The 17,093-nt window shown below is 67.3% G+C and carries 14 protein-coding genes; 2 read left to right on the top strand and 12 right to left on the bottom strand.

From position 1 onward, the window contains the following. Positions 1–178 precede the first annotated feature (178 nt). From ACQR1X_RS03085 to ACQR1X_RS03040, 10 genes are all read right to left on the bottom strand, one after another. Positions 179–1,057, bottom strand: coding sequence for a bifunctional helix-turn-helix transcriptional regulator/GNAT family N-acetyltransferase (locus tag ACQR1X_RS03085; protein WP_434898300.1), 879 nt, complete (start codon positions 1,055–1,057; stop codon positions 179–181). A gap of 131 nt (positions 1,058–1,188) precedes the next feature. Continuing rightward, the gene (locus ACQR1X_RS03080; protein WP_434898299.1) at positions 1,189–2,124 is read right to left on the bottom strand and encodes a sugar-binding protein; all 936 of its coding nucleotides are present in this window, start codon (positions 2,122–2,124) and stop codon (positions 1,189–1,191) included. An 82-nt stretch (positions 2,125–2,206) separates the two neighbouring features. Further along, a complete protein-coding gene (locus ACQR1X_RS03075; RefSeq protein WP_434898298.1) occupies positions 2,207–3,304 on the bottom strand; it encodes an ABC transporter permease in 1,098 nt (365 codons plus the stop codon). Continuing rightward, the gene (locus tag ACQR1X_RS03070) at positions 3,304–4,089 is read right to left on the bottom strand and encodes an ATP-binding cassette domain-containing protein (RefSeq protein ID WP_434898297.1); all 786 of its coding nucleotides are present in this window, start codon (positions 4,087–4,089) and stop codon (positions 3,304–3,306) included. Before ACQR1X_RS03070 ends, ACQR1X_RS03075 begins: the two co-directional genes overlap by 1 nt. A 16-nt stretch (positions 4,090–4,105) precedes the next feature. Next, positions 4,106–5,428 carry a xylose isomerase gene (xylA, locus tag ACQR1X_RS03065; RefSeq protein ID WP_434898296.1) on the bottom strand — a complete coding sequence of 441 codons (1,323 nt, stop codon included), beginning with the start codon at positions 5,426–5,428 and terminating at the stop codon, positions 4,106–4,108. Next, a complete protein-coding gene (gene xylB / locus ACQR1X_RS03060) occupies positions 5,425–6,882 on the bottom strand; it encodes a xylulokinase (RefSeq protein WP_434898295.1) in 1,458 nt (485 codons plus the stop codon). The genes xylA and xylB overlap by 4 nt, the downstream gene beginning before the upstream one ends. Before the next feature lie 116 nt (positions 6,883–6,998). After that, positions 6,999–8,027: a LacI family DNA-binding transcriptional regulator gene (locus ACQR1X_RS03055; RefSeq protein WP_315802441.1), complete on the bottom strand. Its 1,029-nt coding sequence runs from the start codon at positions 8,025–8,027 to the stop codon at positions 6,999–7,001. 101 nt (positions 8,028–8,128) lie between these two features. Further along, positions 8,129–9,343: a sensor domain-containing diguanylate cyclase gene (locus tag ACQR1X_RS03050; protein ID WP_434898294.1), complete on the bottom strand. Its 1,215-nt coding sequence runs from the start codon at positions 9,341–9,343 to the stop codon at positions 8,129–8,131. Positions 9,344–10,224: 881 nt separating this feature from the next. Next, a complete protein-coding gene (pobA, locus tag ACQR1X_RS03045) occupies positions 10,225–11,397 on the bottom strand; it encodes a 4-hydroxybenzoate 3-monooxygenase (RefSeq protein WP_315802439.1) in 1,173 nt (390 codons plus the stop codon). 171 nt (positions 11,398–11,568) lie between these two features. After that, positions 11,569–12,489 (bottom strand): helix-turn-helix domain-containing protein, encoded by a 921-nt coding sequence (locus tag ACQR1X_RS03040; protein WP_316183242.1) that lies wholly within the window; start codon positions 12,487–12,489, stop codon positions 11,569–11,571. 133 nt (positions 12,490–12,622) lie between these two features. On the opposite strand from ACQR1X_RS03040, the gene ACQR1X_RS03035 reads away from it, so the two are divergent. Next, entirely contained in the window at positions 12,623–13,786 is a 1,164-nt protein-coding gene (locus ACQR1X_RS03035) for a cytochrome P450 (RefSeq protein ID WP_315802437.1), read from the top strand. A gap of 107 nt (positions 13,787–13,893) precedes the next feature. Here the strand turns inward: ACQR1X_RS03035 and ACQR1X_RS03030 are convergent, their stop codons facing one another. Next, complete coding sequence (locus tag ACQR1X_RS03030) at positions 13,894–15,012, bottom strand: NADH:flavin oxidoreductase (protein WP_316183240.1); 1,119 nt, start codon at positions 15,010–15,012, stop codon at positions 13,894–13,896. Positions 15,013–15,192: 180 nt separating this feature from the next. On the opposite strand from ACQR1X_RS03030, the gene ACQR1X_RS03025 reads away from it, so the two are divergent. Further along, positions 15,193–15,516: a winged helix-turn-helix transcriptional regulator gene (locus ACQR1X_RS03025; RefSeq protein ID WP_409997925.1), complete on the top strand. Its 324-nt coding sequence runs from the start codon at positions 15,193–15,195 to the stop codon at positions 15,514–15,516. A gap of 20 nt (positions 15,517–15,536) precedes the next feature. Here the strand turns inward: ACQR1X_RS03025 and ACQR1X_RS03020 are convergent, their stop codons facing one another. Continuing rightward, positions 15,537–17,033 carry an AMP nucleosidase gene (locus ACQR1X_RS03020; RefSeq protein ID WP_316239048.1) on the bottom strand — a complete coding sequence of 499 codons (1,497 nt, stop codon included), beginning with the start codon at positions 17,031–17,033 and terminating at the stop codon, positions 15,537–15,539. Positions 17,034–17,093: the final 60 nt, after the last annotated feature.

Genomic DNA, 17,093 nt, shown 5'->3' with positions numbered 1-17,093 from the left:
CGCTCGCCGCAATTGGGGCAGGATCGGGCAACGAATCGGACTCGGGACGCGCCCTTCCGTCGCACGCCCCCAAGACCCGCATTCCACCACCCCACCGGTTGCCCATCGCTTAACGCCGAACAGGGCGATCGGGTCCGTGGCTCGGCCTGGAGAACCGCAAGGCGCAGGCGCCGCGAGATCAATCTGAAATCCGCTTCTCGAAGAACAAGTCCGGATAGGGGTCGTCGTTGAAGCGGTCGATCTCGGTCCAGCCGGTGCGACGATAGAGCTGCATGGCCTCGGCGAGCGCGCTGTTGGTGTCGAGGCGAAGAAGGCTGATCGAGAGCTTGCGCGCAGCCGCTTCGGCCGCATCCATCAGGCGGCGGCCGAGGCCGAGGCCGCGCGCGGCGGGCGCGACCCAGAGCCGCTTGATCTCGGCGGCATCGCCGCCGCTGCCCTTCAGCCCGACGCAGCCGAGCGGCAGGCCGTCCGACAACGCGACGAAGAAGGCGCCGCGCGGCGCCATCATGTCCAAGGCGTCGGGATCGCGCGACAGCGAAACATCGAAGCCGCGCTCGAAACGGCGTGACAGCTCGGCGTAGTATTCGCCGAGGCAGTAGCGCGCCTGCTCGCTCCTGGGATCGGTCTCCTCGATGGTGATGCGGCTACGCCCGAGCGCGGCCGCGACCATGTCCATCGCGGCAAGCAACGCCTGGGGCTGGCCATGGCGCGCCAGCATCGACTCCGCCTGAGCGTTGGAGAGCGTCTCATAGGCCTCGAATTCGCGCCGGCCGCCTGCGGTGAGCCTGGCGATGCGGCGGCGCGCGTCGTCGGGATGCGGCCGGGTCGTCACCAGCCCCTCCTCCTCCAGGCCGCGCAGCAGCCGGCTCATCAGCCCGGAATCGAGCGCGAGATAGTCGCGCAACTCGGCGACGTCGCTGCGGCCGTGGCCGATCGCGTTGAGCACGCGGGCCGCGCCGAGCGGCCGACCCCGCCCGAGAAACGAGGTGTCGAGCGCGCCGACCTCCGAGGTGACGGCGCGGTTGAAGCGGCGGATGCGGGAAACGGGGTCGAGCATGATATCTGACCTAAGTCAGATAACTCGCGATGTCAACGCGGCCACAACCGCGCCGCCCCCAAACAAAAAAGGGCGGCCCAGCCGCCGGCCGAAGCCGGATGCCGGACCGCCAGGTTTTCCCCGGGAGGAACTCAGTTCAGAAGCTTGGCGACGTTGTCCTTGGTGACGAGGTCGAGACCCGTGTAGATCACCTCAGGCACCTTCTCGCCCTTCTTGATCGCGAGCAGCGTGTCCATCGCCTTCTCGCCCATCTCGAACGGACGCTGGCCGGTCAGCGCGTTGGAATAGCCGTCGCGCAGCAGCTCGAGCTGCATCTTCAGCGTATCGGCAACGACCAGCGTCAGCTTGCCGGCGTCGATGTCCTTCTTGTTCTTGTTGACGAAGGCCTTGTAGCCCTCGGGTGCGAACATCGGCCAGCCGCCGATCGGCACGATGGCGCCGAGGTCCGGCGTCGCGGTGCGCAGGTCGGCCATCTGCTGCACGGCGAGCGCGGGATCGTCGTTGCAGAAGGTCGGCGAACCGGCCACTTCCGTCCACTTCGAGCCCTTCAGCGCCTCGCGCACGCCGTCGACACGCTCGGCGAGGTTCTTGGCGCCGGGACCGCCGGAGACGATGGCGTACTTGCCGCCGTCAGGCCGGAGCTCCCGCAGCTGCTTGCCGAGCGCGAGACCGAAGTCCTTGTTGTTGGTGCCGATATAGGCGAGGCGCTTGGAGCCCGGCGCATCGGCGTCGAAAGTGATGACGGGAATGCCGGCGGCGGTCGCCGCCTCGATCGATTTCGTCATCGATGGAACGTCGGCGACCGAGATGGCGAGGCCGTCGACCTTCTGGGTGATGAAGTCCTGGATGATCTGCGCCTGCGTGGCCGGCTCGTGCTCGACCGGGCCCTTGTAGATGCACTCGACATCGCCGAGCTCCTTGGCGCGCTTCAAACAGCCGTCGCGCGCGACGTCGAAGAACGGGTTGTTCATCGCCTTCGGCACGATGGCGAAGCGGTACTTGGTCTCGGCCTGCGCCGGGGCCAGCATGATCGCGAGCGACGCGACCGCAAAGAGCAGCTTCTTCATGGGTTCCCTCGTCCATGTCTATCCCTGATGATTGTCTGTTCCGGGTGAGGATAGACGTGATTGTCATCCCGGCCAGTATTCGTCACAGCAGGCGGGCGCGGATGCGGTCGACCAGCACGGCGGCGATGATGATCACGCCGACCAGGGTCTGCTGCCAGTAGGAGTTGACCTGGGCCAGCACCAGGCCGTTCCGGATCACCTCGAGCAGCACGCAGCCGACGATGGCGCCGAGCGGGCCGCCGAGGCCGCCGGCGAGGTTGGCGCCGCCGATCACGGCCGCCGCGATCACGTTGAGCTCGTAGGACGTTGCCATGTTGGCAGGCGCCGAGCCGAGCCAGCCGGAGATGATGATGCCCTGCAGGCCGGCTGCCAGCGCGCCGATCACATAGACCTCGATCTTCACGCGGGGCACGGAGACGCCGGTGAGCTCCGCGGCCTTCTCGTTGCCGCCGATCGCGAACACGTGGCGGCCGAACGCGGTGTGGTGCAGCACCAGCGCCATCACCAGCGCCAGCGCCATCAGATAGATGAAGGGCGCCGGCACGCCGTACACGTCACCCTGCGTCAGCGCGTAGAAATAATCGGCGTCCGGCCCGCCGGGGAAGCTGCCCTTGCCGTTCGAGATCACGTAGCTCAGGCCGCGCACGATCGACAGCATGCCGAGCGTGGTCACGAACGGCGACAGCCCGAGCAAGGCGATGCAGACGCCGTTGATGAGGCCGACGACCAGCGAGACCGCAAGGCCGGCCAGCACCGAGACGATCAGGATCAGGCCGGGCACGTTGGCGACGACGGTCTTGCCGTCCGCGGCGAGATGCACGAACAGCGAGGACAACGGCATGCCCGGCGTCGACAGCGTCGTCATCACCATCGAGGTGATCATCGCCGCGAAGCACATCATCGAGCCGACCGACAGGTCGATGCCGCCGGTGATGATCACGAAGGTGATGCCGAGCGTCGCGATGGCGATGAAGGAGAAGTTCTTGGCGACGTTCTGCAGATTGCCTTCGGTCAGGAAATAGGGACTGGCGAAGCTCATCACGATGATGAGGGCGATGAGCGCCAGCGTGACGTAGGCCGTCTGCGAGGCGAACACGCCGCGATGCCACCATCTGATGGCGCCGACATTGGTGAAGGTGACGTCGGTGCCGGCGGAGCTGGTCCCGGATGGAACGGACATCACGCCGCCTCCTTGGCGCCGGTGATCAGCGCGGTCACTTCCTCGGGGCTGGTCTCGCCGACCGGCTTGTCGGCCTTCTTCTCGCCGCGGCGCATCACCACGACGCGATCGCAGACCGCGAAGATGTCGGGCATGCGGTGCGAGATCAGGATCACCGCGATGCCCTGCTCCTTCAGCCGATGGATCAGGCTCAGCACCTGCTCGACCTGGCGCACCGAGATCGCCGCGGTCGGCTCGTCCATCATCACCAGCTTGGCGTTCGACAGCCGCGTGCGCGCGATCGCCACCGCCTGGCGCTGGCCGCCCGACATGTCCTTGACGAGATCGTGCGGCCGCGTCTCCGAGCGCAGCTCGCGGAACAGCTCCAGCGCGCGCGCCTCCATGCCCTTGTGGTCGAGCAGCACGAGGGGACCGAAATTGCGCTTCAGCTCGCGGCCGAGAAACACGTTGGCGGCGGCGGTGAGATTGTTGGCCAGCGCGAGGTCCTGGTACACGACCTCGATGCCGACGCTGCGCGAATCCATCGGGCGATGGAAATGCACCTCGCGGCCGTCGAAATGGATGGCGCCCTGGCTCGGCGGAAAGTTGCCGGCGATGATGCGCACCAGGGTGGACTTGCCGGCGCCGTTGTCGCCCATCAGGCCGACGACCTCGCCGGCGCCGATTGTCAGATCCACGCCCTGCAGCGCGCGGATCGCGCCGAACTGCTTGCCGAGGCCCTTCAGCTCCAGCACCGGCTGCGCGGCGGTGCTCATCGCGGCGCGCCCAGCCTCGTTCGTGGACATGCGCAGGCTGCTGTCGTCAGACATAGCGGTTCACCACGCTTTCGAGATATTCCTGCCGGCCGGAGCGAGGCTGCGGATCGAGGCCGGTGTCGGCGGCGCGGTCGGCGAGTTCGGCAAGCGAGCGGCGGCCGGCGAGGATCGCCTGCCCCTCCTCGCCGTCCCAGCCGGCGTAGCGGGCTGCGAGCGGCGCCGTCAGCGCACTGTCGGTCAGCATCTCGTCGGCCGCGATCAGCGCCCGCGCGCAGGCGTCCATCGAGCCGACATGGGCGTGCAGCAGATCATCCGGATCGATCGACTGCCGCCGGATCTTGGCATCGAAGTTCAGCCCGCCGGTGGTGAAGCCGCCGGCCTTGAGCATGTCGTGGAACACCAGCGCCAGCTCCGGCACGTTCATCGCGAACTGGTCGGTGTCCCAGCCCAGCAGATCGTCGCCGCGGTTGATGTCGAGGGAGCCGAACACGCCGAGCGCCTGCGCCAGCGCGATCTCGTGCTGGAACGAATGACCGGCGAGGATGGCGTGGTTCTGCTCGATATTGAGCTTGACGTCGTCGAGCAGGTCATAGCGCTGCAGGAAGCCGTAGCAGGTGGCGACGTCGAAATCATATTGATGCTTTGTCGGCTCCTTCGGCTTCGGCTCGATCAAGAGCGGTCCCTTGAAGCCGATCTTGTGCTTGTGCTCGACGACCAGCGAGACGAAGCGACCGAGCTGGTCGAGCTCGCGCCTCATGTCGGTGTTGAGCAGGGTCTCGTAGCCTTCGCGGCCGCCCCACAGCACGTAGTTGGCGCCGCCGAGGCGGTGCGTCAGCTCGAGCGCGGCGCGCACCTGCCCGGCGGCATAGGCGAAGACATCGGGATCCGGATTGGTCGCGGCGCCCGCCATGTAGCGGCGGTGCGAGAACAGATTGGCCGTGCCCCATAGCAGCCGCACCTTGGCAGACGCCATCTTCTGCTCGAACAGGTCGCCGATCGCATTGAGATTGGCGACCGACTCCTTCAGCGTCGCGCCTTCCGGCGCGGCGTCGACGTCGTGGAAGGTGAAGAACGGCACGTCGAGCAGCCGGAACAAGTCGAACGCGACATCGGCCTTGGCGCGCGCCATCGCCAGCGCATCGTCGCCATGCTGCCACGGCCGCAGGAAGGTCTCGCCACCGAACGGATCGCTGCCCGGCCAGCAGAACGAATGCCAGTAGCAGACGGCGAAGCGCAGATGATCCTCCATCCGCTTGCCCCGGATGACACGGTCCTTGTCGTACCAGCGGAACGACAGCGGGCTGCGTGACTCGGGCCCGACATAGCTGACGGTCGCGCCGGTCTGGAAGAAGGGAGCCTGGACGTTCACGAGATGCACTCCTTGAGAGCGGGATAGAGCTTGCGCCATTGCGCGTAGGCGTCGTCGTAGGCGGCGCGCTGCGGCGCGCGGGGTTCGAAACTCTGCAGCCGCTGTGGCTTGCGGCAGACATCGGCCGGGGCTTCGCCGGTCGCGGCCAGACGGCCGAGCCTGGACGCACCGATGGCGGCGCCGACCTCGCCCTCCTCGACGCGATGCACGGTGACGCCGAGCACGTCGGCCATGATCTGCGCCCACAACAAAGAGCGCGAGCCGCCGCCGACGAGATCGAGCTCTGTGATCGGCTGCGCGCTGCGCGCGAGCGCGGCGAACATGTCGCGTGAGGCGAACGCCACGCCCTCCAGCACCGCCTGCACCAGATCAGCGCGGCCGGCGGCGCTGCGCAGCCCGACCAGGGCGCCGGCCGCGTGGGCATCGTTGTGCGGCGTGCGTTCGCCGTCGAGATAAGGCAGGAACTGCACCGGGCTCGGGCGATCGACGCTGCTACCGAGCGGCGCCAGCAGCGCGGCTTCCGGCGTCTCGAGAATGCGCGCCAGCCACGCCAGCGAGGCCGCGGCCGACAGCATCACGCCCATCTGGTGCCAGAGCCCGCCGAGCGCATGGCAGAACGCATGCACGGCCGCTTGCGGCGCCGGCGCGAAGCGGTCGGTCACCCGGAACAGCACGCCCGATGTGCCGAGCGACAGGAAGGCATCGCCGGGCGTGATGGCGCCGAGCCCGATCGCGCTCGCCGCGTTGTCGCCGGCGCCGCCCGCGATCACGACGTCAGCCCCCATGCCCCAGCGCCGCGCCAGTTCGAGCGACAACACGGCACTGCGCTCATTGCCTTCGACCAGGCGCGGCATGTGATCGAGACCGAGCCCGGTCGCCGCCAGCAGTTTTTCCGACCAGCGCCGCGCGCCGACGTCGAGCCACAGGGTGCCGGCCGCATCCGACATGTCCTCGACCATCTCGCCGGACAGCCGATAGCGCACATAGGCCTTCGGCAGCAGCACCTTCGCCACCTCGGCGAAGATCTTCGGCTCGTGCTTCGCCACCCAGACGAGCTTCGGCGCGGTGAAGCCGGGCATCGCGAGGTTGCCGGCGATCGCATGCAGCTCGGGACAGCGGCGTTCGAGCTCGGCGCATTCGGCCTGCGAGCGGCCGTCATTCCACAGGATCGCCGGCCGCAGCGGCCGGCCGTCGCGGTTCAGCAAGGTCGCGCCGTGCATCTGGCCGGACAGGCCGATGCCGCGGACGACCGCGGTCTCGCGCGGACGCTCCCGCGCGAGATCATCGACCGCGCCGATGACGGCCTCGACCCAGTGATCCGGATTCTGCTCGGACCACAGCGGCTGCGGATGCGACAGCGCCAGCGGACGCCCGGCGCTCGCGATCAGCGCGCCCGCCTCGTCCTCCAGCACGGCCTTCACGCCGGATGTGCCGACATCCAGTCCGAGAAACACGACTCCACTCCTCCCACCGACCGCCAGGCGCTTCGGCGATCTGCTGTCGCCTCGAAACCAGCACCTCGGTCTTTCTCGTTCCGTACGCAAACGACCGCGTCACCGCGGCCGCCCGCTCACGGCAGATTGTCCCGCATCACGATGTCGATGCGGATCGTCTCCTGTTCGCTCAGGATCGGCTCGCCGCGCGCCAGCGCCAGCAGCACGCGCACCGCGGAGCGCGCCTCGTGGCCCGGGTTCTGCGAAATCGCCGCGTCCATCACGCCGTTCAACAGCAGCTTGCGCGTCAGTGCCGTTACGTCGTGGCCGACGAACACGATGTCGTCGGCGCGCCCCGACTCGGTCAGCGCTTTGGCGACGCCGGCCGTGCCGGCGCCGACATTGTAGAGCCCGACGATGTCGCGGTGCTCGGTCAGCAGCTTGCGCATGAGGTGCTCTGAGCGATCGTCCACGTCATGCCCCTCAGCAACCGGCAAAACCTCAAGTTGCCGAAACTCCGCCGCGAGAACCTGGCCGAAGCCGAAGATGCGCTCGGCATGATCGCGCAGGCCTTGCGAGCCCGCCATGATCGCGATCCGCCCCGCCTTGCCGCCGGCGAAGCGTCCGACCAGCGCCCCCGCGGTGCGGCCAGCGGCGATGTTGTCGATGCCGACATAATGCTGCCGCCGCGACGATGGCACGTCCGACACCAGCGTCACCACCTTGGCGCCGGACTCGACGAGATCGTTGATCGCCGCGCGCACGCCCGGATGATCGAGCGCCACCACCGCGACGCCGTCGACCTGACCGACGAGCTGCTCGAGCTTCGCGGCCAGCACGGCGGCATCGAACACGTCGGTCGTGACGACATCGACCGTGAGCCGGCGCGCGGCCATCCAGCTCGCCAGATCGCCGAGATGCGCCTGAATCTGCTGCATGAAGGGATTGATGCCGGACGGCATCACGAAGGCAAAGCGCCGCGCGCGGGCACGGGCGAGTTCGGAGGCCGCCGCATGCGGCTGGAACGCGCTACGCGCCATGGCGTCCTTGACGCGTCGCACCGTGTCCGGGCGCACGCCCGGCCGGTTGTGCAGCACGCGGTCGACGGTGGCGAGGCTCACACCCGCCTGTCGCGCAATGTCCCGCAATGTCAGCGGCGCGTTCATGGTCCTCCCCTTTGGGTTGAGGACCATAACGCGGTTTTTGAGGTGCGCAACTCATTTTTGAGGGGCGGCGCGCCCGGCCGCGCCTGGAAGCCCCGAGGGAGCTAGACGAAAGCGACCTCGATCCGCTTGTCGGACCGCGCCGTCATGCGGCAGGCACGTGAGAAACCGTCGCTGGCGATCGCGAGCTTGAAGTTCTCCGGCAAGTCGGCCGTGGAGATCACGTCCATTGCAGCCGCGCGTTCGGACAACGCACGGACCGTGCAGTCGAGCGTCGAACGTCCGGCGTTGAACGCGATCTGCCCCGCCTTGAACACGCGGCGCAGCGCAGGCGCGATCGACGGTGACGCCTCCACCCAGGCGATGACCTGATTGCGGCCGTTGTTCTTGGCGGAGTACATCGCCATGTCCGCCCGCTCCTGCATGGCATCGAAGCCCAGACGGGAAGTCAGATCCGCGGCGCCGAAGCTGGCGGTGACCCTGATCGGTCCGCACGGCGTGTCGATCGACAGGCCGGCAGCCGCCGACCGCATCTTCTCCAACACCGCCAGCCCGTCGTGCAGGCCCGTATGCGGCAGCAGGATGCCGAACTCCTCGCCGCCGAGACGGCCGATGACGTCGGAGCTCCGCAGCACCGACCGCCAGGTCTCGACCAGCCTGGACAGGACGAGATCGCCGACGGCATGGCCGTAAGTGTCGTTCACCGACTTGAAGTGATCGACGTCGACCATGGCATATGTCAGCTTGTGGCCGTGACGCTCGGCCAGCGCCCGCAACCGCTCGCCTTCGTTGTGAAAGGCGCGGCGCGACAGCGCGCCGGTCAGGGCGTCGCGCATGCTCAGCTTGCGCAGCATCAGCTCGTCGACGGCGATCGCGGCGAGGTCCTTGAGCACATCGACATCGTGCGCACTGAACTCGCGCGGCGTCGTGTCCATCGCGCATAGCGTGCCGACGTTCACGCCGGAGATGCGAAGCTGCGCACCAGCGTAGAACCGAATGAACGGCTTGCCATGGACGAGGACGTTGTCCACCAGCCGCGCATCCTGATGCGTGTCGGGGATGATCAGCGGCTCGCTTTCCTGAATGGCATAGTTGCACAGCGCGGGCCGCCGCTCGCCCTCACGGTCGGCCATCCCTGTGGCCGCCTTGAACCATTGGCGATGGCCGTCGATGAGGGTGAGTGTCGACATCGGGACGCCAAAGACCTTCCGGCACAGGCCGGTGAGACGGTCGAAGGCGAGCTCGCTGGGTGTATCAAGGATGTCGAGTTCGGCAAGGGCTTCCAGGCGGCGGGCATCGTCGTGGTGGTCGGCTGACATCGGCAACTCCTCGCCGACAGCTTCTCGCGGAGGGACTTAACGCCGGATTGAGGAGGAGAATGAGTAAATTCCTAACAGGAAGCACGACGTCCAGCAGGGAACCCGCCCGAGGGCCGGCCTGCCTGCCATCGGCCGGCCAGCCGGCGCCATCTTCCGATAAAAATAATCACCTTGCCATTTATCCGAATTCGTGATTATCTCCCGCCATCCCGCCTCAACGAGAGGGGCGTTGCGCGCGATCGTCACGACACGCGAGGCGGGGATGCGGTGGCCGCGAGAGATCGCAGCATTCTCTTTCACGAGGGTGCGGACGAACGATCGCTTGCGGACGTGAAGTCGCAGCGGCCTGACACCCCGAAGCTGGTGTCAACCTGGCGCAATGCTAACGCATTGCGTTGGGGATGGTGGCCAACAAGCCCGGCGCACCAGGGCGACTGCGTATAAGCGTGAAGACACCGCGCAGGGAATGCCGGATGCTCGGCTGCACCTGTGGTACCTGCCGCCTGCATTTTTTTCGCAGGCGGGCCATGGGTGAGGCCTTCACCCGGCATTCCCTGCGCCCTCTCACTTGGAGGGACGAACCAATTGCAGGCCTCGGGCATCAGATGCCGCGAGAACGCGCTGCTATGTCCTCGCTGTTTGAGCCGTGAAGCCTACCCCACCCACCACCGTCGTCCCGGGCAAGCCGTGACGCGCAAAGCGCGTCGCGGCGCCGACCCGGGACCCATGGTCCGCGGCGGGTGTGAGGCGCGGGATGGCCGACGCGCCTGCCCCGAACTATGCCCTGTGATTATGGGTCCCGGCTCAAGGCCGGGACGACAGGAGAGTTTGCTGATGCGGTTACGCCATCAGTTGACGCCGACGAAGCGCGCCGCGCTCGCTCAGAACGGCAGCCCGACATAGTTCTCCGCCAGCGACCGCTGCGCGGCCTCGGACGAGAACAGATAGGCGAGCTCGGTGTCCTGCAGCCTGTCGTCGTAGGACAGCCGGTCGGGGAAGCGATGCAGCAGCGTTGTCATCCACCACGAGAAGCGCTGCGCCTTCCAGATCCGCGCCAGCGCGCGCTGGGAGTAGCCGTCGATGCCGGCGTCGTCGCCCTTTTTGTAGTGATCGAGCAGCGCATGATAGAGATAGTAGATGTCGGACGCCGCCGAGTTCAGCCCGCGCGCGCCGGTCGGCGGCACGATGTGGGCGGCGTCGCCGGCCAGGAACAGCCGGCCGTAGCGCATCGGCTCGGCGACGAAGCTGCGCAGCGGCGCGATGCTCTTCTCGATCGACGGGCCAGTGATCAGCTTGGCCGCGATCTCATTGGGCAGGCGGCGCTTCAGCTCCTCCCAGAACGCATCGTCGCTCCAGTCCTCGACCTTGTCGGTGAGCGGCACCTGGACGTAATAGCGACTCAGCACCTGGGAGCGCAGCGAGCACAGCGCGAAGCCACGCTCGTGCTTGGCATAGATCAGCTCCGGCGACACCGGCTTGGTGCGCGACAGCACGCCGAGCCAGCCGAACGGGTACACCCGCTCGTATTCCGTCAGCTTGTCGTGCGGGATCGACTTGCGGCTGACGCCATGAAAGCCGTCGGCGCCGATGATGTAGTCGCAGTCGACGCGGATCACCTCCTCGCCGCTGCGATAGGTGACGTAGGGCTTGTCGGAGGCGATGTCGTGCGGCGTGACGTCGGCCGCGTTGTGCACGACCTTGCCGCCGAGCTTGTCGCGGGCCTCGTAGAGATCGCGCGTCAGCTCGGTCTGGCCGTAGACCATCACCGAGTTGCCGCCGGAATATTTGTGCAGGTCGACGCGGTCGAGCTTGCCGTCATGGGCGATGTAGAAGCCGTGATGGATCTCGCCCTCGCGATCCATGCGCTCGCCGCACTGCGCCTCGCGCATCAGCTCGGCAAAGCCGTGCTCGAGCACGCCGGCACGGATGCGCGACAGCACGTAGTCGCGGCTGGATTTCTCCAGGATGATCGTATCGATGCCCTGCAGATGCAGGAGCTGCGACAGCATCAGCCCCGACGGGCCTCCGCCGATGATGCAGACTTGGACTTTCATGGGCGTGTTCTCCCGGATTCGCAGACGCAGGTTTGTTGGGTATGCTTTTCAGTGGCGGATTTTACCAAGAAATGCGCAGGATCAGTTGGATGGACGCGGCATTCTCTTGTACTTTTCCAACACCATGCCGCGACGCAAAACGAATGCGACGGTGGTATCGGGCGGCGCCGGTCAGCCGGCCGGCGGCGCCGCGCCGTCTCCCACGCCCATCGCGCGCCGATAGTCGCGCGGGCTGGCCCCGGTGTGGCGCTTGAAGAAGCGGCAGAAATAGGCCGGGTCCTTGAAACCGAGCTCGAACGCCAGCTTCGACACCGGCGCTGCAATATAGGTCAGCCGACGACAGGCCTCACGGGCCAGACGCGCATGCACGATGTCGAGCGCGGACTGGCCGGTCTCGGCCCGCGTCAACCGATTGAGCCGCTCCGGCGTCATGCCGAGCTCGTCGGCGTAGCGCGCCACCGACCAGTGATCGCGGTGATGCGCCTCGACCAGCACGATGAAGCGGGTGAACAGATCAGCGTGCCCACTGCCGCGCCGCCCGCCTTGCGACTGCCGCGCGCTCTGCTGCGCCAGCCGCCACACGATCGAGCGCCCGAGCCAGTGCGGCACCGGGGAGGCCGCGGAATCGGCCGCGGCGAACTCGCCGGCGAGGTCGACGAACAGCGTGCCGATCCGGCCCGTCGCAACGGCTTGCGGCTCCAGATGCAGGATTTGTGGCGCTGCAAACAGGTCGCGCAGCGCCTCGCCGGTCGCCGGCACGTCGCCCTCCACCACCGCCCGCGGATTGAAGGTGAGCACGTAGCCGTCGGTCTCGCGCGAGAAGCGGAAGGCATGGACCACGCCGGGCGGAATGATCACCGCGACCGGGCCGGTGCAGCGCTCGCGGCTTTCGTCCAACGCGATCTCGGCCGGGCCGGAGGCGACCCAGAGGATCTGATGCAGGCCCTGGTGCGTATGCGCCTCGATTTCCCAGCGATACAGCTTGCTGCGCACCTGGATCGGCTCGACATGCAGCATGTCCGGCTGCGCGGCGGAGGCTTCGCCGTACAGCGCGAAGGCCGGGATCGACGGCTTGGTGCGAAAGCGGGGCATGAGCGAGAGCTAACCCCGAATGTCGGAAAAGTACAAGTCTTGACCGGCTTTCGTGTCTCACGCCGCGGCCACGGCTCGGCTAGATCAGTGAAAAGAACAACAACGACCACACTCAATGGAGAGGAGGCCCGACATGTTCACGTTCGACCCGTATTCGCCGGCGGTCGATGCCGACCCGTTCCCGTTCTACAAGACGCTGCGCGACGAGCACCCCTGCTTCTGGAGCCAGCAAGCCCAGATGTGGATCCTGTCGCGCTATGCCGACGTGGCAGCGGCGGGCACGAACTGGCAGACCTATTCGTCGGCTAAGGGCAACCTGATGACCGAGCTGCCGAACCGCGCCGGCGCGACGCTCGGCACCACCGATCCGCCGCGCCATGACCGGCTGCGTGGCCTCGTCCAGCATGCCTTCATGAAGCGCAATCTGGAGAGCCTGTCAGGCCCGATCCGCGACATCGCGCGCGACAGCGCCGAGGCGCTGCGCGGCCAGGACCGGTTCGACTTCATCGACGCCTTCTCGTCGAAGTTCACGGTGCGCGTGCTGTTCGCCGCACTCGGCCTGCCGCTCGGCGACGAGCAGACGGTGCGCGACAAGGCGGTGCTCATGGTGCAGAGCGATCCGGTGAGCCGCGCCAAGGGACCGCAGCACATCGCAGCCTACAACTGGATGCAGGACTATGCGGCCGGCATCATCGCGGAGCGCCGGGCGCGGCCGCAGAACGATCTGATCTCGCATTTCAGCATGGCCGAGATCGACGGCGACAAGCTCGACGAGCGCGAGGTGCTGCTGACGACGACCACGCTGATCATGGCCGGCATCGAGTCTCTCGGCGGCTTCATGACGATGCTGGCCTACAATCTCGCCGATCACGACGACGCCCGCCGTGCGGTCGTCGCCAATCCCGATCTGCTGGCGGACGCCGTCGAGGAGTCGCTGCGCTTCAACACCTCGGCGCAGCGTTTCCGCCGCTGCCTGCAGAAGGATCTCACCCTGCACGGCCAGACCATGCGCGAGGGCGATTTCGTCTGCCTCGCCTACGGCTCCGCCAATCGCGACGAGCGGCAGTTTCCCAATCCCGACGTCTACGACATCACGCGCAAGCCGCGCGGCCACCTCGGCTTCGGCGGCGGCGTGCATGCCTGCCTGGGATCGGCGATCGCGCGCATGGCGATCAGGATCGCGTTCGACGAGCTGCACAAGGTCGTGCCGGACTATCGCCGCACCCAGGAGCAACTGCCCTGGATGCCGTCATCGACCTTCCGCAGCCCGATGTACCTGGAACTGACGGCTCATTAGTCGGTCGCAAGGACGGGATGGCGGGCTCGAGCACGCACCTCGCGGACGGTATGCTCCCTCGCCCCGCTTGCGCGGGGCGAGGGAGGCGCCAACCGGTTTACCAGAGCTCAAACCAGCGCGCCGAGATCCGCCGCGCTGAAGCCCTTCAGGCCCGCCTTGTCGCCGGACTTGATCTTGGCGACCCATTCGGCATCGCTGATCAGCGCGCGGCCGACCGCGATGAGGTCGAACTCCTCCTTGGCCATGCGCTCCAGCAGCGCATCGAGATCGGCTGTCGTCGACGGCTTGCCGGCGAACGCCGAGAAGAACTCGTCGGACAGGCCGACCGAGCCGACGCTGATGGTCGCGGCGCCCGTGATCTTCTTGGCCCAGCCGGCGAAGTTCAGGCCCTTCTCGCCGTCGACGTCCGGGAATTCCGGCTCCCAGAAACGGCGCTGCGAGCAGTGCAGGATGTCGACGCCGGCCGCGACCAGCGGCTGCAGCCAGTCGGCCATCAGCGCCGGCGTCTCGGCGAGGCGCGCCGCATAGTCCTGCTGCTTCCACTGGCTGACGCGCAGGATGATCGGAAAATCCGGCCCCACCGCCTTGCGGATCGCGGCGACGATTTCGCCGGCGAAGCGCGAGCGCTCCTTGATGCTGGCGCCGCCATAGCGATCCTCGCGCTGGTTGGTGCCGGACCAGAAGAACTCGTCGATCAGATAGCCGTGCGCACCGTGGATCTCGACGGTGTCGAAGCCGGTGCGCTTGGCGTCGGCCGCGGCCTGCGCGAATGCGGCGACGGTGTCGGCGATGTCGTTCTCGGTCATCGCGTTGCCGCGCGGCTTGCCAGGCGCAACCAGCCCGGACGGGCTCTCGACCGGCGCATCAGGCTCCCAGCGGCTCATGCCCTTGGTCGAGCCGGTGTGCCAGATCTGTGGCGCGATGCGGCCGCCGGCCGCGTGTACGGCGCTCGCCACGCTCCGCCAGCCGGCCAGGGCTGCGTCACCGTGGAAGAAGGGAATATTGGGCTCGTTGCGCGAGGCCGGACGGTTGACGACAGTGCCCTCGGTCAGGATCAGCCCCACGCCGCCTTCGGCGCGGCGACGGTAATAAGCGGCATTGGCCTCGCCGGGAACGCCATTCGGCGCCGCGTTGCGGGTCATCGGCGCCATGACGATGCGGTTCTTCAGCTCCAGCGACTTCAGGCGAAACGGACGAAACAGCACGCTGGTATCGAGGTCGGACATTCAGAGGGCTCCATTGCGTTCGGAACCGCTCCAGTATACTTCGTAAACCTGAAGTCAATCAGGCACCCGAAGTCGCTCAGGTATATCAGAGGAAACCGCGTCGTGACCGTCGCGTCGACATCAGAGACCGCCCCGCTCCGCTGCAAGCCGCAGCACTTCTCGTCGGAGTGCCCGAGCCGGGTGCTGATCGACCAGATCGCCGACAAATGGTCGATGATGGTGCTGGCCGTGCTGGACGGCGGGCCGTTGCGCTTCAACGCGGTCAAGAAGCAGCTCGAGGGCGTCACCCAGAAGGCGCTGACGCAATGCCTGCGCCGGCTCGAGCGCAACGGCCTCGTCGCGCGGGAGGTGATCGCGGACTCGCCCGTTGCCGTCCAGTACGAGATCACGCCGCTCGGCCGGACCCTGCAGCCGCCATTCCGCGCGCTCTACGCCTGGACCATCGCCAAGATGCCCGAGGTCGAGCAGGCGCGTCAGGCCTTCGACGAGCGCCGCGGCCGCTGATCGGCGGCGGTCGCAGACCGCTACTGAAAGGCGACTTCGGCGAAGCTGCGCAGCTTGCGCGAATGCAGCCGCTCCGACTCCTGGTGCTTCAGCAGTTCCAGCGCCTTCAGCCCGATCTGAAGATGCTGGCCGACGCGCTGCCGGTAGAAGTCGCCGGCCATGCCGGCGAGCTTGATCTCGCCATGCAGCGGCTTGTCGGAGACGCAGAGCAAGGTGCCGTAGGGCACGCGGAAGCGATAGCCGTTGGCGGCGATGGCGGCGGACTCCATGTCGAGCGCGACGGCGCGCGACTGCGACAAGCGGCGGATCACCCCAGGGCCGGAGATCTCCCAATTGCGGTTATCGACGCTGGCCACCGTGCCGGTCCGCATCACCCGCTTCAGCTCAAAGCCGGAATAGCCGGTCACCGTCTCCACGGCCTCTTCGAGCGCGACCTGCACCTCGGCCAGCGCGGGGATCGGCACCCAGGGCGGCAGCTCCTGGTCGAGCACGTGGTCCTCGCGGACGTAGCCGTGCGCGAGGACGTAGTCGCCGAGCCGCTGAGTGTTGCGCAGTCCCGCGCAGTGGCCGACCATCAGCCAGGCATGCGGCCGCAGCACCGCAATGTGGTCAGTGACGTTGCGCGCATTCGACGGGCCGGTGCCGATGTTGATCAGTGTGATCCCCTGATGGCCTGGCTCGACCAGATGAAGCGCCGGCATCTGTGGCGTGCGCGCCGGCGCGGAGCCCGTGGTTCCGCCGCCGAGCCGCGCGGTTCGCGTGATCACATTGCCCGGCTCGACGAAGGCCTCGGCTGCCCCCTGCGCGGCCGCCAGCTGCTGGCGGCCCCAATCGGCGAAGGCGTCGACATAGAACTGATAGTTCGTGAAGATCACGAAATTCTGGAAATGGTCCGGGTCGGTCCCGGTGTAGTGATAGAGCCGACGCAGCGAGTAGTCGACGCGCGCGGCGCGGAACAGCGACAGCGGCTCCGGCATGCCGGGCTTCAGCTCGAGCGTGCCGTCGGCGATCGCATCGTCCATGGTCGCGAGATCCGGAGCGTCGAACACGTCGCGCAGCGAGCGCGTCACCAACGGGCTCTCATGGTGCGGAAGCGCCGTCTCGATGTTGATGTCGCGGCGATAGGCGAAATGCACCGGGATCGGCTCGGCCGACTCGCCGATCTCGACCGGCATGCCGTGGTTCTCCACCAGCAGACGGATCTGCTCGGTGAGATACGAACGGAACAGGTCTGGCCGCGTCACGCTGGTCTCGTGCACGCCGGGCCCTGCGACGAAGCCATAGGCCAGACGCGAGTCGAGCCGGGCATGACTTGCGGTCGTCAGCCGCACGAAGGGATAGGTGGCGCGGATCCGTGTCGCCGGCACGACGCCGTTGGCATAGGCCTCGAAATGGCCGCGCAGGAACGCCGTGTTGCGCTCGTAGATCTCCTCGAGCCGGGCCACCGCGGCGGCCGCGTCGGTAAAGCTTTCGGTCTGGAACGGTTGCGGCGATTGCACGGTCAAGGGCGGCCTCATCTTGCTGAAGCCGATGGTAAGCGAAGCCGCCATACGAGTGCAACGCTCGTCGGCGGATCT

This window comes from Bradyrhizobium sp. HKCCYLRH3073, assembly GCF_051167995.1.
Classification (GTDB): Bacteria; Pseudomonadota; Alphaproteobacteria; order Rhizobiales; family Xanthobacteraceae; genus Bradyrhizobium.
Note: the sequence above shows the minus strand (reverse complement) of the source record. Positions and strands in the feature narration are given on the sequence as shown.